Annotated in this window: 21 protein-coding genes and 1 tRNA gene; 10 read left to right on the forward strand and 12 right to left on the reverse strand. The window is 71.4% G+C overall.

What is annotated here, in order from left to right; all coding sequences use genetic code 11:
• Window positions 1-23 precede the first annotated feature (23 nt).
• The 6 genes from AC0VYD_RS03420 to AC0VYD_RS03445 all read right to left on the reverse strand — a co-directional run bounded on the left by AC0VYD_RS03420 (window position 24) and on the right by AC0VYD_RS03445 (window position 5,618).
• Window positions 24-1,232 carry an STM4014 family protein gene (locus AC0VYD_RS03420; RefSeq protein ID WP_475478551.1) on the reverse strand — a complete coding sequence of 403 codons (1,209 nt, stop codon included), beginning with the start codon at window positions 1,230-1,232 and terminating at the stop codon, window positions 24-26.
• Window positions 1,229-2,287: an STM4015 family protein gene (locus tag AC0VYD_RS03425; protein ID WP_475478552.1), complete on the reverse strand. Its 1,059-nt coding sequence runs from the start codon at window positions 2,285-2,287 to the stop codon at window positions 1,229-1,231. Before AC0VYD_RS03425 ends, AC0VYD_RS03420 begins: the two co-directional genes overlap by 4 nt.
• Window positions 2,288-2,351: 64 nt before the next feature.
• Entirely contained in the window at window positions 2,352-3,434 is a 1,083-nt protein-coding gene (locus AC0VYD_RS03430) for an STM4015 family protein (protein WP_475478553.1), read from the reverse strand.
• A 29-nt stretch (window positions 3,435-3,463) separates the two neighbouring features.
• A complete protein-coding gene (locus tag AC0VYD_RS03435) occupies window positions 3,464-3,754 on the reverse strand; it encodes a hypothetical protein (RefSeq protein ID WP_475478554.1) in 291 nt (96 codons plus the stop codon).
• A 149-nt stretch (window positions 3,755-3,903) separates the two neighbouring features.
• Complete coding sequence (locus AC0VYD_RS03440) at window positions 3,904-4,962, reverse strand: STM4015 family protein (RefSeq protein WP_475478555.1); 1,059 nt, start codon at window positions 4,960-4,962, stop codon at window positions 3,904-3,906.
• Between the two features lie 164 nt (window positions 4,963-5,126).
• Window positions 5,127-5,618, reverse strand: a complete 492-nt coding sequence (locus AC0VYD_RS03445; RefSeq protein ID WP_475478556.1) for a MerR family transcriptional regulator — start codon at window positions 5,616-5,618, stop codon at window positions 5,127-5,129.
• Between the two features lie 57 nt (window positions 5,619-5,675).
• Between AC0VYD_RS03445 and AC0VYD_RS03450 the strand changes: the two genes are divergently transcribed.
• From AC0VYD_RS03450 to AC0VYD_RS03460, 3 genes are all read left to right on the forward strand, one after another.
• Complete coding sequence (locus tag AC0VYD_RS03450; protein WP_475478557.1) at window positions 5,676-6,266, forward strand: class I SAM-dependent methyltransferase; 591 nt, start codon at window positions 5,676-5,678, stop codon at window positions 6,264-6,266.
• A gap of 91 nt (window positions 6,267-6,357) precedes the next feature.
• On the forward strand, window positions 6,358-7,149 hold the full coding sequence (locus AC0VYD_RS03455; RefSeq protein WP_475478558.1) for a class I SAM-dependent methyltransferase: 792 nt from the start codon (window positions 6,358-6,360) through the stop codon (window positions 7,147-7,149).
• A 114-nt stretch (window positions 7,150-7,263) separates the two neighbouring features.
• Entirely contained in the window at window positions 7,264-8,502 is a 1,239-nt protein-coding gene (locus tag AC0VYD_RS03460; RefSeq protein WP_475478559.1) for a phospholipase D-like domain-containing protein, read from the forward strand.
• An 88-nt stretch (window positions 8,503-8,590) separates the two neighbouring features.
• Here AC0VYD_RS03460 and AC0VYD_RS03465 read toward each other — a convergent pair whose 3' ends face one another.
• Window positions 8,591-8,812, reverse strand: coding sequence for a hypothetical protein (locus tag AC0VYD_RS03465; RefSeq protein ID WP_475480169.1), 222 nt, complete (start codon window positions 8,810-8,812; stop codon window positions 8,591-8,593).
• 333 nt (window positions 8,813-9,145) lie between these two features.
• Window positions 9,146-9,218: transfer RNA gene (locus tag AC0VYD_RS03470), tRNA-Arg, on the reverse strand.
• A gap of 476 nt (window positions 9,219-9,694) precedes the next feature.
• Between AC0VYD_RS03470 and AC0VYD_RS03475 the strand changes: the two genes are divergently transcribed.
• On the forward strand, window positions 9,695-10,750 hold the full coding sequence (locus tag AC0VYD_RS03475; RefSeq protein WP_475478560.1) for a D-alanyl-D-alanine carboxypeptidase family protein: 1,056 nt from the start codon (window positions 9,695-9,697) through the stop codon (window positions 10,748-10,750).
• Between the two features lie 110 nt (window positions 10,751-10,860).
• On the opposite strand, the gene mscL is transcribed toward AC0VYD_RS03475, so the two are convergent.
• The 4 genes from mscL to AC0VYD_RS03495 form a co-directional block, all read right to left on the reverse strand.
• On the reverse strand, window positions 10,861-11,268 hold the full coding sequence (gene mscL, locus AC0VYD_RS03480) for a large conductance mechanosensitive channel protein MscL (RefSeq protein ID WP_475478561.1): 408 nt from the start codon (window positions 11,266-11,268) through the stop codon (window positions 10,861-10,863).
• 78 nt (window positions 11,269-11,346) lie between these two features.
• Window positions 11,347-12,003, reverse strand: coding sequence for a Flp pilus assembly protein CpaB (gene cpaB / locus AC0VYD_RS03485; protein ID WP_475478562.1), 657 nt, complete (start codon window positions 12,001-12,003; stop codon window positions 11,347-11,349).
• A 196-nt stretch (window positions 12,004-12,199) separates the two neighbouring features.
• A complete protein-coding gene (locus AC0VYD_RS03490) occupies window positions 12,200-12,592 on the reverse strand; it encodes an FmdB family zinc ribbon protein (RefSeq protein ID WP_475478563.1) in 393 nt (130 codons plus the stop codon).
• Window positions 12,593-12,863: 271 nt separating this feature from the next.
• On the reverse strand, window positions 12,864-13,487 hold the full coding sequence (locus AC0VYD_RS03495) for a 5-formyltetrahydrofolate cyclo-ligase (protein WP_475478564.1): 624 nt from the start codon (window positions 13,485-13,487) through the stop codon (window positions 12,864-12,866).
• A gap of 171 nt (window positions 13,488-13,658) precedes the next feature.
• Between AC0VYD_RS03495 and galU the strand changes: the two genes are divergently transcribed.
• The 6 genes from galU to sepX all read left to right on the forward strand — a co-directional run bounded on the left by galU (window position 13,659) and on the right by sepX (window position 19,207).
• On the forward strand, window positions 13,659-14,600 hold the full coding sequence (gene galU / locus AC0VYD_RS03500; RefSeq protein WP_191268748.1) for a UTP--glucose-1-phosphate uridylyltransferase GalU: 942 nt from the start codon (window positions 13,659-13,661) through the stop codon (window positions 14,598-14,600).
• A gap of 158 nt (window positions 14,601-14,758) precedes the next feature.
• The gene (gene glp, locus AC0VYD_RS03505; RefSeq protein ID WP_475478565.1) at window positions 14,759-15,985 is read left to right on the forward strand and encodes a molybdotransferase-like divisome protein Glp; all 1,227 of its coding nucleotides are present in this window, start codon (window positions 14,759-14,761) and stop codon (window positions 15,983-15,985) included.
• A 143-nt stretch (window positions 15,986-16,128) separates the two neighbouring features.
• A complete protein-coding gene (gene moaC / locus AC0VYD_RS03510; RefSeq protein WP_473036730.1) occupies window positions 16,129-16,632 on the forward strand; it encodes a cyclic pyranopterin monophosphate synthase MoaC in 504 nt (167 codons plus the stop codon).
• Window positions 16,625-17,134: a MogA/MoaB family molybdenum cofactor biosynthesis protein gene (locus AC0VYD_RS03515; protein WP_475478566.1), complete on the forward strand. Its 510-nt coding sequence runs from the start codon at window positions 16,625-16,627 to the stop codon at window positions 17,132-17,134. The genes moaC and AC0VYD_RS03515 overlap by 8 nt, the downstream gene beginning before the upstream one ends.
• Before the next feature lie 254 nt (window positions 17,135-17,388).
• Window positions 17,389-18,108, forward strand: a complete 720-nt coding sequence (locus AC0VYD_RS03520) for a GNAT family N-acetyltransferase (protein WP_475478567.1) — start codon at window positions 17,389-17,391, stop codon at window positions 18,106-18,108.
• A 403-nt stretch (window positions 18,109-18,511) separates the two neighbouring features.
• Window positions 18,512-19,207 (forward strand): divisome protein SepX/GlpR, encoded by a 696-nt coding sequence (gene sepX / locus AC0VYD_RS03525; protein ID WP_475478568.1) that lies wholly within the window; start codon window positions 18,512-18,514, stop codon window positions 19,205-19,207.
• Window positions 19,208-19,240: the final 33 nt, after the last annotated feature.

A 19,240-nucleotide genomic window follows, 5' to 3' on the forward strand; every position in this document is an offset into this window, starting at 1 on the left:
GGTGGTGTCGGCGGTGCTGGTGTTCATCGGGTTTCCATGGGAGAGGACGGCCCGGGAGAGGCCGGGAGGCGGGACGGGGCGGGCGGGGGTACGGGGAAGCGGCCGGTCGCGAGGGCGTGCAGTTGTTCGGCGTGGGTGCTCCGGCCATCGTGCACGACCCCGGGCAGGAGGTCGCCGAACGCGTTGACCTCGCAGACCGTGAACTGCCGCCAGCCGGGCGAGGCCATCAGGTCCACCCCGGCGTGCAGGGTGCCGGGGAAGACCGCCGCTGCCGCCTCCGCCGTGGCCAGGGCCTCCCGCCAGGCCCGCGGGCCCACGCTTTCGCGCAGGGCCGCCAGGTCGCCGCGGGCGTTGCCCAGGTGCAGGTTGGTCATCGGGGAGCGGGAGGAGCGCACCACCACGTGGGTGGCGCGCCCGGCGACCACCAGGACGCGCAGGTCCACCACGCGCCCGTCGAAGCCCGCCTTGGGCACCCAGCGCTCCACGTGCAGGCCGTCGGGGGCGAGCGCGTCCACGACCGCCGCCACCTCGGCCTCGGTGGTGTAGGTGCGCAGCCGCAGCGAGTTGTACAGCGCCACCGACCCCTCACCGTCCCGCACGAGGTCGGCCGAGGTGACCGCCCTGATCCGGCCGCCCGAACCGGTGGCCAGCGCGACCACCCCGGAGGCCGAGGAGCCGTGCGCGGGTTTGACGAACACCCTCGGCCAGCGGTGTTCGGCCATCGCCGCGCGCAGCGGGTCGTAGCCGGTGACCGGGCCGGGCAGGGCCGGGGCGACCGGGACCCCCGCCGCGTCCAGCCGGGCGTGGCAGCGGCGTTTGTCGCACAGGTCGGCCAGGTCACCGGGGACCTGGAGCAGGTGCGCGCCGGGGGTGGCCGCGACAGCCCCGGAGAGCCGTCCCAGGGCACGGACGAACCCCCGGTGCTGGTCGGCTGTGCCCTCGGCGCGGTGGAGGTCGGGCTCACGGTCCCAGCCGCGAAGCAGGCGGGCGGTGGCGGCGTCCTCGCCCGCCGAGTCCACCCGGACCAGGGCGCCCTCGGGCAGGCTGACCGGTCCGGCGGCCGGATCCGCGAGGTCGCGCCAGGCCAGCGCGACCGGGTCGGCTAGCCCGGCTGCCCGAGCGGCCCCGGTGAACAGCGCCCGACGGCGGTTGCCCGGCACGCACACCACGACCAGCGGCCGGTCGAGCGGGGGCGGAGGGGCCGGGGGCGACGGGGGCGGGCCCGGGCTCACTCGGAGACCGCCGTGTAATAGCGGAGGTCCCCCTTGTAGGGGCTCCTTTCGGGCTCCTTGCGGCCGGAGAGGTCGTGTTCGACACCGGAGGCGGTGAGGGCGGCGCGCAGCCGCTGCTCCATCTCCTCGGACAGGTAGTGGTGGTGCAGGTCCAGGCGCTTGAGGCCGTGGAAGACGGGGGAGTCCAGGAGGGTCCGGGCACCGGTGTCGGTCAGAGTGCCCAGGGACAGGTCCAGCTCCTCCAGGGCCGGGGTGACCGGGGCTTCGGCCAGGGCCGCCACCCAGGTGTCGGTGTGCTCGGTGTTGCGAAGACCCAGGAAGCGCAGGTGCGGGAAGGCGGCTCCGGACAGGACCGGGGCGAGGTCCTCGGCCGTGGTCCTCCCGCAGGCGTACTCCTCCGTTCCGAGCCACAGTTCCAGGTGTTCCAGCTCGGGGAGAAGCGAGGCGCACACGTCCCGGACCAGTGCCGGACGCAGCCCGCCCGACTGCACGGCCAGGTTCCGCAGACCGTGGGGTTCGGTGATCCGCAGACCGAGGTCGCCGCTGCCGCCGCGCACGGTGAAGGAGGTCAGCCGGGGGAGGGCGGCGAGCAGCGGGGCCATGTCTCCGTGCTCGATCCAGGAGAGCTCGTTCTCCTCCTGGAGGATGTCACCGAAGAACAGGGACCGCAGACCGGTGTACTCCGGTGCGCGCTGGATCAGTTCACCGAGGATCTCGCTGTTCTCCGGGGTGTCGTGCTCGGTGTGTCCGACCACCAGAGCACCGACGACCTCGGGCGGTACGAGTTGGGCGAACAGGTTCAGGTACTCGGTGAGGTCCTGCGAGGCGCGGTTGGTGTAGCTCGGCTCCTCCGTGCGCAGGCGCCACGCCACCGAGGCGGGGGCGCTGAGCGCCTCGAAGAGCCGCTCGTACGACGGCGGCAGGCTAGGGTGCCGCTCACCGCGGTTCCTCGCCCACGACATGGCGATGTGGAACTCACGGCGGATGGCCTCCCAACCGGTGAACTCGACCACGGGCAGCCCCGCGTACTCGCTCAGGTGGCTTCCGTTGAGCATGGGGATTCCTGTCAGGGGTAGGGGAACGGGCGGGTGATCGCGAAGCGGACAGGGGCGGCCGGCCTCACTCGCCGACGGCCGGGTAGTAGTCGTAGTCGTCCTCTTGCTGGTCCTCGGCCTCCTCGTCGTCCTCGCCGTGCCCCTTGCGGTCGCAGAGGTCGACCCGGACGCCCGCTTCGCTGAGGGCCGCCCGCACGCGTTCGGTGTTCTCCTCGCCCAGGTAGTGGTGGTGCAGGTCCAGGCTGTCCAGGTGCGCGAACGCGGGCACGGCGGCCAGCAGGGGCTCGGCGTCGCGGTTGCGCAGGGAACCCAGGGACAGGTCCAGGGAGGACAGGCGGGCGGTGACCGGGGCCCCGGCCAGGGCCCGCACCCACACACCGGTGCGCTGGGAGTTGCGCAGGCCCAGGTGGCGGAGTTCGGGGAAGGCCTTCCCGGACAGCAGGGGCGCGAGGTCCTCGGGGGTGGCGTCGCCGCCGTAGTCCTCCACGCCCAGCCACAGCTCCAGGCGTTCCAGCGCGGGCAGTCCGGACGAGAGCACCTCGTGGACCACCCGGCCGGGCAGGCCGCCGCTCTGGAGGGTGAGCGAACGCAGGGCACGGTGTTCGGGAACGTGCAGGGAGAGCGTGCTGGCGCCCTGGTAGGTGTCACCGACCCCGCGTACGGTCAGCTCCTCCAGGCGGGGGTAGGCGGCCAGGAGAGGGGCGAGGTCGCACTGTTGGATCCAGGAGATCTCGTTCTCCTCGAAGGTGACGTCACCGACGAACAGTGAGCGCAGCGCCGGGAAGGCCTCGGCGTGTCCGATCAGAGCGTCCCGGAGGCCGCGTGAGGAGAGGTCGCTGCCGTCGCTGAACCCCCAGTCACCGATCACCAGGGCCCTCACCCGGGTGGTGTCCACCTCCTCGACGAACCTGGCCAGGTAGGGGACGAACTCCTCCCTGTAACTGCTGAGCCGCAGCCGCCAGGCCACCGAGTCCGGCTCCTTCCCGGCCTCCTCCATACGGCCGCGGTGCGGGGTCGAGGCCGGGGGCTCCTCCCCCGCCCTGCGCGCCCTGTAGGCGGCCATGCGGAGGAGGTTCTCCTCCGCGCCCGCGTCCAGGAACTCGACCACGGGGAGCCCGGCGTACTCGGTGAGGTGTTCTCGGATCATCGGTTTGTCGGGCGTGGAGACCCGGTCCTTCAGGGCCGGGAGGAAACGCCCTCCTCCTTCTTCCAGGTGTAGGCGTAGCCGTCCGCTCGCTGGAGCAGACGCACATACTTGTGGTTGATGCCCTGGACGGTGCCCTGGACAGTGGTGATTTTGAAACTCCCCGTGGCACGCACCGCGACCCGCCCAATGTGAGTTCCCGCCTTCTTGCCCCTGGGGACCATGGTCCGGACCAGGTCTCCGGTGGCGAAGGAGAAGAAACGCTTGGTACGGGGCAGGCGCAGCCGGGGAAACCCGTGCCTGTCTGGGCGGGTGTGCGACATGTCTAGCAGTGGCTGGGGACAGACCGGGACAGTGACCACGACCCTTTCCCGGACTCGCTCCGTTCCCGATGCCAGGAACGTCTCCGGGTCCGCTTCGAGGCGGCTCCGGGAACGAACGCTGCGTGTTGCTCACCGAGCCCTGGCCGTCCCTACTCGCTGACAGACGGATAGTAGAGCTCCTCGCCCGCCGACTCGCGGGGCGTTTGGGGGTCGGAGAGGTCGTGTTCGACACCCGAAGCGGTGAGTGCGGCGCCCAGCCGCTGCCGCGTCCCCTCGGACAGGTAGTGGTGGTGCAGGTCCAGGCGTCTGAGGCCGTGGAAGACGGGGGCGTCCAGGATGGTCCGGGCGCCGGTGTCCGTCAGAGTTCCCAGGGACAGGTCCAGGACGCGCAGCTTGCCGGTGAGCGGAGCCTCGGCCAGGGCCGACACCCAGTCATCGGTGTGTTCGGCGTTACGGATGCCGAGGGAGCGCAGCGCCGGGAAGGCTTCCCCGGAGAGGGTTCGGGCCAGGTCGTCGGGGGTGCTGTCGCCTCCGTACCCGTCCGCGCCCAGCCACAGTTCCAGGTGTTCCAGAGCAGGCAGGCGGGTGGCGTCCAGTTCGCGGCATACCAACCCGGGCAGGCCACCGCCCTGGACGGTGAGGCTCCGGAGCGCGTGGTGCTCGGGGAGCAGCAGGTGGAGGGCGGTCTCGCTGGGAACGGGCCGGTCCGGTCGGTTGTGGTGCTCGCCGGTGCCACGGGCGGCCAGCTCGGTGAGGCCGGGGAAGGCGTCCAGGAGGGGACCCAGGTCGGTCTGGCCCATCCAGGAGACCTCGCACTCCTCTCCGACCACGTCACCGACGAAGAGCGAGCGCAGGTTCGGGAAGCGGCCCCTGTTCCCGATGAGCAGGTCCCGCGCCTGCCAGTAGCCGAATTCGGTCTCGAGGGAGGCGGTGATGCCGATGACCAGGGCGGTGATCGGCTCGGTGTCGACCTCGGCTAGAAAGCGGGCGAAGTAGGGCTCGAACTCCTCCTCCGGCTCGAAGCTGACCACCCGCAGCCGCCAGGCGTACGCGCCGGGGTCGGCCTTGGCAGCCTCCTGCGGCTTCACGTGGTGCGTGCCACCGGACCAGCTCGCGCCGTAGGGGGCCTGGCCCTCGTCCATGTCCAGTGCGAGGAACTCCACGACCGGCAGGCCACCGAACTCGGCCAGGTTCTGGTTGAAGGTCACGGTTTCTCCGTAAGGTGTCAGGTGGCCCTCGAGGGCCGGGTGTGGGTCGCGATTCCCCTTTTCCTAACACCCCGTGCGGACGTTCCCGGATCTTTCCACGGGCCGGCAGCCCCGGGCAGGCACCCCTTCGCTCCCGGCCCGGTACACCAGGCAGGCCTGCTCCCTCACACGGGTCGGGAGCCTCCCGCGGAAGCAGAACTTCCAGAGGGTTCCGCCCCCTCCGTGCCCACGGCGACGGTGTCCTCCAGGATCCCCCGCGCTCCCGGGCACTCCAGAAGGTTCGGGTGCCGGCACGCCATGCCGTGCTCCAACATCTCCATCGCCTCGCGCAGCTGCTCCATGCGCTGGGCCAACTCCGCCAGGTGGGCGCCGAGCAGGGACCGCAGGGTCCGCTGGTCCGGCGCGTTGAGGGCCTCGCGGATACGCGCCAGGCTCATCCCCGCCTGCTGCGCCCGCAGGATCAGCTCGACCTGGCACCGCTGCTCGTCCGTGTAGCGCCGCTGTCCGCCCGTGCGCCGGGCCGGTGCGAGCACACCCACCGACTCCCAGTGCCGCAGAACGTGTGTGGCCAGCCCGAAGGACCGGGCCAGTTCGCCGATGGTCAGTTCCCCGCCGGAGCGCCCGTCGACCGGGCGGCTCCCGTTGCTTGACTTCATGTCCACATGAACTTCCAGACTGGGGCTCCTGTCAAGGGACGGCTGGAGGAGGCCATCGTGGACGAGAGAACAGAACGGGTGCGCAGGAGGTACGACCGGATGTCGGGCGGTTACGACCGGGGTGAGTCGCTCCAGCGGTTCTTGATCGGCGACGCCCGCTCCCGGCTGTGCGGCCGGGCCGAGGGGAGGGTCCTGGAGGTGGCGGTCGGCACCGGCCAGAACCTGGGGTACTACCCGCCCGGTGTGGAACTCACCGGTGTCGACCTGAGTCCCGGCATGCTCGACAAAGCCAGGGCACGGGCGGCCGGGCTCGGGTTGCGGCCGGAACTGTCCGAGGGCGACGCCCACGACCTCGCCTTCGGGGACGGGTCCTTCGACACCGTGGTCTGCACCATGGCGCTGTGCGAGATCCCCGACCAGCGGCGGGCGCTCGTCGAGATGCGCCGTGTGCTCCGGCCCGGAGGGCTCCTGCTGCTGATCGACCACATCGAGTACACCCGGTGGCCCCTCCGGGGCCGGGAGGCACGTAAGGAGCGGCCGCGCCGCCTGCCGAGGGCCGTGGCGGCGGAGGCGGGGTTCGAGGTCCGGGAGCACGGCCGGACCACGCTCGGGTTCGTGGAACACGTGGTCGCCCGCCGGAGGGGGTGAGGAGGGAGGGGGTGGGCCGTCGGCCGCCGGGAAACCGGGCAGGTCGGCGGTGCGGCAGGACAACGGGGGTGGCCGGTGTGAAAGTGGTTTCATGGCTACCCACAGTGAACTCCGTGACTTCTGGGAACACCGGCTCGAAGACGACTGGACCGAGAGCGGCGTCGGCTACCGGGCCCTGGGACGGCCCTTCAACAGCTGGATGTACCGGGTGCGCGAGGAGGTCTTCCTGCGCGAGGTCGGACGGCTGGGGCTGGACGGGGCCGACGTGCTCGACGCGGGAAGCGGCACCGGTTTCTACGTACGCCAGTGGGAGCGCCTGGGAGCCGGGGACGTCACCGGCTGCGACATGACCGACGCCGCCGTCGAACGGCTCCGCGGACGCTTCCCGGAGCACCGCTTCGTCCGCCAGGACGTGTCCGAGCTGGACGCCTTCGAGGACGCCGCCTTCGACGCCGCCTCCTGTATGGACGTGCTCTTCCACATCACCGACGACGACCGCTACGCCGCGGCCCTGCGCAACCTCGGCCGGGTGGTGCGTCCGGGAGGCGCCCTCGTCATCTCCGAGAACTGCCTCCAACGCCCCGAGCAGCGCGGCGAACACCAGGTCAACCGGACGCTGGAGACGATCTCGGCGCTGGCGGACAAGGCCGGGTTCGACATCGTGCGCAGGGTACCCATGCTGGTGCTGATGAACGCCCAGGTCGACGCCTCCCTGCCGTGGCGCAAGGTGTGGGGAGGCCTGCTGCGCGCGGCCACGGTCACCGCACCGACGGGATGGCTCGCCGGGGCCCTCCTCTACCGCGTGGACCGGCGGCTGGTCCAGAGCCGCGGGGAGAGCCCGACGACCGAACTGCTGGTGCTGCGGCGCCGTACGCGGGACTGAGCGGTTCGCGCCCGGTCCCGGGACGCCTGCCGGGTTACGGTGGAGTTCCACCTTGTGCCGGGGTGGCCGCTGCGCACGGGGCCGTAGCGGACTTCCTGTTCGGGAGGCGACCGCATGCTGAGACGTTCGACCGTCACGACCTGGGCCAAACGGGGCCTGCTGGGACTGTTGGCCACCCAGGTGGCGGTGGTGGCGGCCCTCGTGGGGGTCGACCACTGGCGCAAGAGGGTGCGGCCGCAGCGGGTCAACTTCCCCCGCACCGAACCGGCCTCGATCCCGGTCGGCGAGACCACCGCCACGGTCTACACCTACGGGGAGAACCTCTTCGAGGACATGCTCGACGCGATCCGCGGGGCCCGCCGCCGGATCCTGTTCGAGTCCTACATCGTCAAGTCCGACGCGGTGGGCCGGGAGTTCAAGGCGGCGCTGATCGAGGCGGCCGAACGGGGCGTCGAGGTGTACGTCGTCTACGACGGTTTCGCCAACCTCGTCGTCCCGCGCTCCTTCTTCCGGTTCCCGCCCTCGGTGCGGGTCCTGCGCTACCCGGCGTTCCGCCCCGGGGTACTGCTGCTGAACGTGCGCAAGTCCGGCCGGGACCACCGCAAGATCCTCTCCGTGGACGGCCGGGTCGGTTTCGTCGGCGGGTTCAACGTGGGCTCCACCTACGCGATCGAGTGGCGTGACACCCACCTGCGTCTCGTCGGACCCGCGGTGTGGGAGCTGGAGAACGCCTTCGCGGACTTCTGGAACGCCAACCGGCACTCGGACCAGCCCGCCCTGGAGAGTTTCGGCACGGCGGAGTGGGACTCGCGCATCCGGGTCCACCGCAACGTCCCCGAGCTGCTGATCTACCCGATCCGGGCGATGTTCCTGGAGGCTGTGGACCGTGCCAGGGACCGGGTGGTCTTCACCCAGGCCTACTTCATCCCGGACCGGGAGCTCGCCAACGTCCTCATCGAGGCGGCCCGGCGCGGTGTGGACGTCAACGTGCTCGTGCCGGAGAACTCCAACCACGTCGTCGCCGACTGGATGGCGCGCGGCAGGTACTCGGAGCTGCTCCGGGGCGGGGTGCGGCTGTGGCTGTACCAGGACGCGATGGTGCACGCCAAGACCGCGACGGTGGACGGCAGGTGGAGCACGATCGGCACCGCCAACGTGGACCGGCTCAGTCTCACCGGGAACTACGAGATCAACGTGGAGATCTTCGACGAGGGCGTGGCCAAGCACCTGGAGACGGTCTTCGAGACCGACCTCACCAACGCCCGCGAACTCACCGAGGAGGAGTGGCGCGGGCGCCCGTTCGCGGCCAAGTTCAGCGAGATCGTCCTGGCACCCTGGCGCGGTTTCCTGTAGACCCGTCGCCTCCCTCCCCGGCCGCCGGGCCCGCGCCGAAACGGGCCCGCACGCGGTCCGGCTCCGCGTCCCCCGCCGGGCGGGGCGGCTAGATGTCGTTCGGGGAGAGGCGGGGGAACTTCCGCGGGAAGAACACGTCGGGTTCGGCTCTGCGCGGCCGGGGTCCGCCCCAGTGCTGCGGTCCGGGCTGGGGGTCCTTCTTGAGCGCCCCCGAGATCGCCGAGGGCGAGCCGCCCCGCTGCCGGGCCCTGGCGGTCCGCGCCGGCTCCCGCTCCTGGTCCCGAGCCGTTTCCCGGCCCGGCCCGTGCACCGGTCCCTCTCCTCCGGTCGCCTTTCCGTCGGTCACGTCGTCTCCCCCCCTGGTCAGCCTGGTTCCCATGATCGACGCAGAGGGCGCCCGAAGCCGGTCCCGACACGAGCGACGGGCGAACTCCGTCAGAATCCGCTCCGGGACCGGTCCGCGGACACCGGTGCGGCCGTCGGTCGGCGGGGTGGTTCGCCGGGGGAGAGCACCTGCGGCGAGGGCTGGGGGAAGGGGCGCGCGGGCATCCGCGGCGACTTGACCGGAACGAGGGGGAATCCTGACCCGTGGAAAGACGTCGGGGTGTCCCCTCCGCGGAGGGGACACCCCGACGTTCAGGCGCGGCCCCGGCAGGATTCGAACCTGCGACACCTGCTTTAGGAGAGCAGTGCTCTATCCCCTGAGCTACGGAGCCATGGGTGCGGCCAGAACCGGATGTTACCCGGTTGCAGGGCCCACCCTAACCCAGGATGGGGATGCATGGGGTTCGGATTGGTGTCGTCCCCCGTCGGCGAAGCCCCCCGCGTGCGCGGCGGAGTACGCTGACCTACGATTGGTTGTCCTGGCAACGGTGTGATGTTGTTCATGTCGCGTGTCGCGATTATGGCTGCTTGCGTGCCTGGGTCACTGTTGGCGAATGGGTGCGACTGTCATCAGGACCCCGATGACCAGGTTTTCCGCCGGATATCGGGCGAGAGAGTCACAGGAGCGGGAGCCAACCGTCCTCAGGTGCGGCCGTCGGGCCGTATCGTCCAGTGTGTCCGCAAGTGGACATGTAGTACGTTGCCTTGCGGCCACGAGTAGGTGTTCGAGGAAAATGCAGCCGGAGGATCATTCGTGCCGTTCACTTCTGATTCGGCGCGGCGGAGGTCCCGCGCACCGGGTAGCGGGGTGCTGACCGTTCTGGGGGCGCGCCACCGGGTCCGGATCGCGCAGGCGCTGACACTCGTGTTGGCCACCTCCCTGCTCGTCGTTCCCTGGTCCGACGCGGCGATCGCCCCGGCGTCGGCCGAGGCGAGCCTGGACGAGCTCCGTGAGAACGCGGAGAACTCCGCCGAAGCCCTGGAGGAGGCGACCGACGAGTACGTCGAGCGTGAGAACGCCCTGGAGGAGGCGCAGGAGGAGTTGATCTCGACCCTCCACGACCTCCAGCAGATCGAGGGCGACCTCAGCGACATGCGCGAACCGCTCGCCCAGTTGGCCAGCAGCATGTACCAGCGGCCGGACGCGGGTGTCCTCGGCACCCTCGCGGCGGGTGAGCTTGACGACGACCTCCAGACGCAGGCCTACGCGGCCAAGCTGTCCGAGGACAACCAGGCGCTCATTCAGGAGGCCACCGACCTGCGTGAGGAACAGGTGGGGCTGGCCGGTGAGGCGCAGGAGCTCCAGACCTTCACCCAGCTCGAACAGGCCGAACTCGCCGCAGAGGTGACAGCGCTGCGCGAACAGTCCGAGGCGAGCATGAACGAGCTCACCGAGGAGTTGGAGGACCGGGGACTGGACCCCGAGGCCTATATGGCGGCCGCCGACTGCGACCCGAGCGCCGCCTCCAACGCGGACGGCTACCCCAACGGGCTGCTGCCCAAGGACGCCCTCTGCTCGCTCTACGACGACAAGTTCCTCAGGGCCGACGCCGCCGTCGACTTCCTCCAGTTGAACATGGAGTACGTCGAGGAGTTCGGCGAGAACATGTGCATCACCAGCGCCTACCGTGACCTGCCGAACCAGCACCGCGTCTACGCCGAGCAGCCGCCCGGGTTCGCCGCGGTCCCCGGGACCAGTAACCACGGTCTGGGCCAGGCGCTCGACCTCGGCTGCGGTATCCAGAACTTCCGCTCGGAACGGTGGAACTGGATGGAGACCCACGGCGCCAAGTACAACTGGATCCACCCGGCCTGGGCGAAGTCCAGCCCGTTCGAGCCCTGGCACTGGGAGTACGAGGGTTAGGGCGCGTTCACCGGACGCGCCCCGGGCCGACGGTACCGTCGGCCGAACCGTCAGGGCGGCCCCGCGGGGCCGCCCTCACGCGTGCGGGGCCGGACTCCCGGCCCTGTTTCCTAGACCGCGGCCTCCGGTGCGACCTCACTGGTGCAGTGGGCGCACTTGGTGGCCTTCTTGTTGATCTCGGTGCAGCAGTGGGGGCACGTGCGGGTGACGGCCTCCTCCGCCTTGGCGAACCTCAGCATCAGCTTGCCCATGGGCATGACCACGAAGAAGTAGAGGATCGCGGCGGTGATCAGGAACGAGATCAGGGCGTCCACGAAGGCGCCGTACAGGAACTGGCTGCCGTTGATCTCGAAGTAGAGGTCCGCGAAGCTGGGGACGCCGCCGAAGATGCCGAGGAGCGGGGTGACGAACCCCTCGGTGAACGCGGAGATGAGGGTGGCGAAGGCGGCGCCGATGACGACCGCTACGGCCAACTGCACCAGATTGCCCTGGAGCAGGAACTTCTTGAAGCCTTCCATGGAACTGCCCTACGTGTTCGTGGTTTCTGATGTGCCCGGTCGGGCGCCCCGACAGCTTTCACCACCTTTGGTCATCGGTCAACCGCGGATAGTGACGGACAGTCGTGAAGTGGCTGCGTGCCCGGCCAGTGCCCTCGCCTCCTCCGACGTGGCGGCGATGAGGATCAGCGCTCCCCGTTCCCCGCCCCCGTCGCTCTCGGAGGGCACCGCGAGCACCGGACGGTTCCCTACCACCTCGACCGCCGGACCAGCTCGGGAGGGCGGGCCGCCCGACCCGTCGTGGCCCGAGGCGGCCAGCACGTCCACCCGGCTGCCCGGGGAGAGCAGGCCGACCGCGCCCGGGTCGGCCACCCGGACCGGGACCGCCACCAGACCGGGCCCGTAGGGGCGTGCCGGAGGGTCGCTCAGACGTGCGTCGGTGAGTACCTCGCCCCGCCGCAGCGGCGCGTTCGGCGCGAGCCCGGTGGTCGGCTCCTCCGCTGCCAGCGCCCCGTCCGGAACGGAGCGGTCCGGTAGGGAGCGGACGGTGAGGTCCCCCTCCGACAGGGGCGCCGTGGCGTCGAGGTCGCGTGCGGCGACGAGGACGTCGGTACTCGGTTCGGGGGGAGGCCGTAGGACGAGGACGGCACTGATCGCTGCCAGGGCGGTCAGCGCCGCGGCGACGGCGCGCCGGTACCGGTCGAGCAGGCGGACCAGGCCGCGCCGGTGCCGGTAGAGGGGCGGGGTGTGGGCCATGCCCGTAACGCTAGGCCGGTCCGGGTCGCTCCGGTGGGTTGTCCACAGGGTGAATTCGCCGGCGGCCGGGGAAACCTGCCGGGGCCGCACCCCGGACGCCGCGCGGACCGGCCTCGCGGTCCGCTCCCGGGCGGAGGCGGCAAAAAGCGCCGCCGAGGGGTCTCGGCGGCGCGTCCGCGGTCAACGGTGCGGTGGCTCAGCTGCTGGTCGCGGCGGTGCTGCCGCTGGTGCTCTTGCTGCTGGAACTGTCGCTGCCACCGGTGGTGGAGGCCGCGGGGGTGCTGGAGCCGGAGTCCGAGGCGGACTTGGCGGAGTCGGTGGAGCCGCCGTCCCCGCCCTCGGTGCCGCCCTTGCTCTCCGCGCCGCCGTCGGCGGAGTTGGAGCCGGTCATGGCAGAGCTGTTCGTCGTGCTCTTCCCGCTGTCGGTGCGGTAGAAGCCCGAACCCTTGAAGACGATGCCGACCGCGGAGTACACCTTGCGCAGGCGTCCCTCGCACTCGGGGCAGACCGTCAGCGAATCGTCGCTGAAGCTCTGCACGACCTCCATCTGGGCGTCACACTCGGTGCACGCGTACTGGTACGTAGGCACTGTTCCGGGTCCTCCTTGCTGGCACTCACACCCGTTGACTGCTAAATAGTACGCGTTCGCCGAACACGGGCGCGACAGCCCCTCACCCGCTCCGCGCCGACCCCGGTGCTCCGGGAGGCCGACCGCACGGCGGGCCCGGTGCCCGGGAGGGGCGTCCGAGGCGGACGTACCGGTCGGGGTGTGGGGTCGCGGACCTCTTCGGGACACGACCGCCAGCAACAACGCTCCGGGTGGTCGGCTTAATCCCCGCTCCGGTCCCGCCGGAACCGGCTCACCCGGCGGACCAGACCGCCGCGCCGGGCTCGAACACGTGCAGTCCGCCGCCCGGGGTCACCACCGCGTCCACGGGACGGTCGTGCGGCTCCGTGGGCAGCTCCCCGACGAACTCCTCGTCGTGGACCACCGCGATCGCCGGGGTGCGCGGGCCCTTGTGGGCCAGGGCCCGGTCGTAGCAGCCCGCGCCGCGGCCCATCCGGTTCCCCCGCCGGTCCACGGCCAGCGCCGGGCAGACCACCGCGTCGGCGTGTTCCAGCGCCCGCGGCCCCTGCCGGCGCCCGACGGGTTCGACCAGGCCCCGCCCGGCCGGTGCGAGGCTGTCGGGACCGTCGAAGACCGCCCAGTCCAGGGAGCCGTCGGGGAGGAAGACGGGGAGGATGACGCGGGTGCCGCGTTTCCACAGCGCGTGCACGAGGGTGCGGGTGCCGGGTTCACCGCCGACGGAGTAGTAGCAGGCCACGGTTGCGCCCCCGGCCAGCCAGGGCAGTCCCAGGAGGGTTTCGCGGACCGCCGAGCCCGCCCGCTCCCGCTCGGGCGCGCTCCTGGCCCGCCGTGCGGTGAGCAGGCGCGCGCGCAGCTCGCGCTTGTCCGGTCGGCTCCGACCGTTCGGGGCACTCATGGGCCCAGTGTGGCACCCGGTCCGGTCCGCTCCGAAGGGGCACGGCCCTGCCCCGAGGGGGTGAACGCCCGGTTGCGTTTTGCACGCCTTCACCCGAAACGACGGGGACTTCTCGGCCATCGGACCGCGTTCGTCCGCGTAAGCCGCTTCGTCTGTCCTAAAGTGCCGTTCATGAGCGCAGACACCGACCAGACGCGACCCCGTAACCACTCCGCCCCCGTCACCAAGGCGGTCGTGCCCGCGGCGGGTCTGGGCACCCGATTCCTACCCGCGACCAAGGCCACGCCGAAGGAGATGCTGCCGATCGTGGACAAGCCCGCGATCCAGTACGTGGTGGAGGAGGCCGTCGCGTCCGGGCTCCGCGACGTCCTGATGATCACCGGGCGCAGCAAACGCTCCATCGAGGACCACTTCGACCGGGCGTACGAGCTGGAGGAGGCGCTCGCGGCCAAGGGCGAGGAGGGCAAGCTCAGGTCGGTCCGCGAGTCCAGCGAGCTCGCCCAGGTCCACTACGTCCGCCAGGGCGAGCCGCGGGGACTGGGACACGCGGTGCTGTGCGCCGAGGCGCACGTCGGCGACAACCCCTTCGCGGTCCTCCTCGGCGACGACCTCATCGAGTCCGCGGACCTGCTCCGCCGGATGATCGAGGTTCGGGAGAGGCACGGCGGCAGTGTGGTGGCGCTCATGGAGGTGGAACCCGAACAGGTCTCCCTCTACGGCTGCGCGGCGGTGGAGGCCACCGGCGAGGACGACGTCGTCACCGTCACCGACCTGGTCGAGAAGCCCTCTCCCGAGCACGCGCCGAGCCGTTGGGCGATCATCGGCCGCTACGTGTGCGACCCGTCGGTCTTCCCCATCCTGCACACCACCCCGCCCGGGCGCGGCGGTGAGATCCAGTTGACCGACGCCCTGAAGGAACTGGCCGGCACCAGCCCGGAGGACGGAGGAGGGGTGCGCGGGGTGCTGCTGCGCGGCAACCGCTACGACACCGGGAACAAGGCCGAGTACATCCGTACCGTGGTCGAGTTCGCCTGCCGCCGCCCCGACCTCGCCGACGAACTCCTGCCCTGGCTGAAGGAGTTCGTGGACCGTCAGGCGCAGCTCCGGGGCTGAACCCGGCGCCGGATCCGGGACACCCGCCCCGGGGGTGGTCATCTGGTCTCCCGGAGGATGCCCCGTTGTTCAGGTCAGGGAGGAAGTCAGAATGGGACCGGAGCCACCCGCCGTGACGGGTGGTGCGCTCCCCGCGCGTACACAACCCGGAAGGACCCATGAAGAGCGTCGAACAGCACATCCTTGATCTTCTGGGGTTGGTCGCCACTCCCGAAGCCACCGAGCTGGACCTGATCCAGGCGCACGGGACCGTGCTCGCCGAACCCGTGACCTCCCCGGTGTCCCTGCCGGGCTTCGACAACTCGGCCATGGACGGGTACGCCGTCCACGCGGCCGACCTGGCCGGGGCCACCGCGGAGGCTCCGGTCGGACTGCCGGTGGTGGCGGACATCCCGGCGGGCGACCCGGAGCCGGCCGCGATCCGCCCCGGCCTGTGCGCCCGCATCATGACCGGCGCGCCCATGCCCACGGGCGCCGACGCGGTCGTTCCCGTGGAGTGGACCGACGGCGGCGCGGTCGAGGTGCGGATCGACCGCCCGACCGCTCCGGGCAGTTTCGTCCGGCGCCGGGGGGAGGACGTGGCGGAGGGGGCGACGGTACTGCGGGCCGGGGCCCGTGTCGGTGCCGGTGAGATGGGGGTCCTGGCGGCCGTCGGGCGCCGTACGGTCCCGGTCCTGCCCCGGCCCCGCGTGGTGGTGCTCTCCACCGGCGAGGAGCTGGTCGAACCGGGCCGCCCGCTCGGGCCGGGCCAGATCTACGAGTCCAACAGCTACATGATCGCCGCCGCGGCCAAGGAGGAGGGCTGCGAGGTCCACCGCCACGGCTTCGTCGGGGACGACCCGGCCACGGTCTGGGACACCCTGGAGGGGCTGCTGATCCGGGCGGACGTCGTGATCACCACCGGCGGGGTGAGCATGGGCGCCTACGACGTGGTCAAGGAGGTGCTGACCCGGCAGGGCACCGTGGAGTTCACCCAGGTGGCCGTGCAGCCGGGCAAGCCCCAGGGGTTCGGGACGATCGGTCCGGACCGGACCCCGATCCTCACGCTTCCGGGCAACCCGGTGAGCGCGTTCGTGTCGTTCCAGCTGTTCGTGCGGCCGGTCCTGCGCGCCCTGCGCGGCCTGGCCCCGGACCCCCTGCCGAGCGTGCGCGCCCGGCTGACCACACCGGTCAGCTCACCGCTGGGGCGCCGCTCCTACCTGCGTGCCGTCGTGGCGGGCGCCGCCGGGCAGGACGCGGTCCCCGAGGTCTCTCCCGCGGTGCGGCAGGGTTCACACCAGTTGTCCGCGCTGGCGGACGCCAACGGGCTGCTGGTGGTCCCGGAGGAGGCCACCGGGATCCCGGCGGGTGCGTTGGCGGAGGTCCTGCTGCTGCCCGACCGCTGAGCGCCGGGAGGGCGCCCGGCCGCTGAGCCGCTGTCGTAGCGGAACGGTAACGTCATCGTGGGACGCGTCACCCCGCGTCCCCGCGGTCGGCCGCCCCGGCGGGCCGCGAGCCCGCATCCGACGACGATGAGTGGTCCCACGCCATGACCGACAGCCCTCAGCCGGAGGCGCACCCCTCCGGCCTCACCCACCTCGACGAGTCCGGTGCCGCGCGCATGGTGGACGTCTCCCGCAAGGACGTCAGCGCCCGCACCGCCACGGCCACGGGCCGGGTGCTGCTGAACCCGGAGACGGTCGCGGCCCTGCGCGGGGGCGGGGTCCCCAAGGGCGACGCCCTCGCGGTCGCCAGGATCGCGGGGATCCAGGGCGCCAAGCGCACCCCCGACCTGGTCCCCCTGTGCCATCCGATCGCCGTGCACGGGGTCGACGTGGACCTGACGGTCGCGGACGACGGGGTGGACGTCAGCGCCACGGTGCGCACCGCAGACCGGACCGGGGTCGAGATGGAGGCGCTCACCTGCGTCATGACGGCGGCTCTCGGACTGGTGGACATGGTCAAGGCGCTCGACCCCGAGGCCGAGGTCACCGGGGTGCGGGTGGAGGAGAAGACCGGCGGGAAGAAGGGGCACTGGAGGCGCGGTGAGTGACACCGTTCACCGGGTCGCGGTGGTGACCGCCTCCAACCGGGCCGCGGCCGGGGTCTACCCGGACCGCTCCGGCCCGGTGGTGGCCGAGCGGCTCCGGGCCATGGGCTGTGAGGTGCTCGGCCCCTGGGTGGTGCCGGACGGTGTGCCGGTCGCCGACGCGATCGAACGGGCCCTCGCGGAGCGGGTGGACGCCGTGCTGACCACCGGGGGTACCGGGCTCACCCCGCAGGACCTCACCCCCGAGGCGACACGCCCGCTGCTCACCCGTGAGATCCCCGGGATCGCGGAGGCGCTGCGCTCGGCGGGCCGGGAGAAGGGCGTGCCCACGGCGATCCTCTCGCGCGGTCTGGCCGGGGTGGCCGAACGCGCCGGGCACCGGGCGCTGGTGGTGAACCTGCCCGGCTCCAGAGGTGGTGTGCGCGACGGGATGGACGTGCTGGAACCGGTTCTGGGCCACGCGATGGACCAACTCCGGGGCGGGGACCACCCCAGGCCCGAATGACACCGGACAATGACCGGAATCACATCCGGGGCATTCCGGGGGAAGGGAATTCCTTGACCTTCGGCCGGATTTCGGTGCAGGAGTGAATGGAGTTTGGAATCGTCCGATTCTTGTGTGGTGGGGGTGACGGCCGCCACCCCACGCGGTCGGAGTGGAATACTGGAAGGCGTCACCGACGAAGGGTGCTCCTGCAGGCGCCAAGGGCCGGTGTCGCATCCGTGCAGGACGGTGCAGAGGGCCTCGGAGGGACGGAAGTGAATCGCAGACAGGGGTGGCCCGTCACCCTTCAGGAGGGGCCGATCGCGCTTCGCCCGCTGCGCCTTCGCGACGCCCCCGTCCTGCGGGAGACCAGGGCCCGCAACGCCGAGTGGCTGCGGCCCTGGGAGCCCACCTACCCGGAGATGCCGCTGCGCACCACCGGGCTCACCCCCTACCTGGCGATGCTCCAGGCGATCCGCCGCGAAGCCCGCCAGGGGCTGTCCATGCCGTGGGCGATCACCTACCAGGGGCGTTTCGTGGGGCAGCTCACGGTCGGCGCCATCGTCTGGGGGTCCGCCAGGTCAGCGCAGGTCGGATACTGGGTCGACAGCACCTACGCGGGGCGCGGGATCACCCCGACGGCGGTCGCCCTGGCCGTCGACCACTCCTTCTTCAACGTCGGACTCCACCGGATCGAGGCCAACATCCGTCCCGAGAACCGTGCCAGTCGGCGCGTGGTCACCAAGTTGGGATTCCGGGACGAGGGCGTGCGCATACGCCAGCTCCACATTGACGGGGACTGGCGTGACCACATCTGTTACGCGCTCACCGCCGAGGAGGTCCCCCGGGGGGTCCTGCGGCGCTGGCACGACGGGGCGCCTTCCGGTCCGCCTGGTGAGGGGGGTTCCGGCCCGGGTTCCGCTTTGGGGCCACAGGGCCCAAACGGTGGTGGGGATGCGCGGGACCCGGCGGGGCCGTACCCGGGGTCGAACTGATCATGACAGCATCACGGGTGCCTTCGGAGCTTAAACCCCTCTTTAAGCACAATGATTCATTACTTTGCGTTGAATTGGCGCTGCGCTCCGCAGTCGGTGCCTGACCTGGTATTTCGAGTGGGAGGGTGCGGCGACCGAAACTGATGGTCCACAATCTTGCGACACTCCGGTCGGAATGTGACGCATTTATGGACACGGGGTCGTACCGTGCGGAACATAGACGCATTGACGATGCGGGCAACGCGTGGATAAGGCACACGGGAATCGCCCCGGTCCGAGGGGGACCGGGAACGATGTCCTTCCGGGAGGCGTCTCTGCTCCCGGAGGGGCGACCAGTCACACGCGGCGCGGTGTCGACGAGGTGTCGATCAACGTTCAGTGGCCGTCATCGTGAGGAGGGGTGATGAGCAGCGCTCCTCTGTACCTGGCCATCGTGGTGGTGTGGCTCATCGTCCTCGTCCCGATGCTGCTGCGGAAGGACTCCGCGGAGACCGCCTACGACGACCTCCGCCGCGAGGACGAGGACACCGGTGCCACAGAGGAGGTCGAGGAGGTCGAGCACGACTCGGAGGGCCTCCCGGCCGACGAGGAGGACCCGGATCTCACCGAGACCCGGGTCATGGCCCGGCCGGGCCTCAGCGGCGAACACACGGCCGCTGAGGAGGTGCCGGAGCGGGACCGGCGCCCCGCGGAACCGAGGCCCCGGCCCCGCCCCGCGGGCGAGCCCAGGGCCCGTGTCATCGCCCGTCGGCGCCGCCGCACCAGTGTCCTCACCCTGCTGAACATCGCCACCGTCGTGGCGGTCGCCCTCGGGCTGGGGCCCTGGTGGGTGGTCGCACCGCCGGTCCTGCTGCTCACCGGGCACCTGGCCCTGCTGCGGGAGGCTGCCAAGGCCGACGCCGAGCGCCGCGAGGCCCGGGCCAGGGCCCGCCGCCAGGCCGTCCTGCGGGCCCGGGCCCAGGCGGAGGAGGCCCGCGAGGCCGAGCAGGAGGCGGAACGCGAGGCGGAGCGGAAGGCCGAGGTCATCGCCCTCATCGAACGCCGGAGCCAGGTCTACGACCAGTACGCCGACGCCCGGCTGCGGGCCGCCGGAGACTGACCGGCCGGTCCGCGCGCACGGTGTGTTCGGACC

Source organism: Nocardiopsis sp. iso_40, from assembly GCF_056173285.1.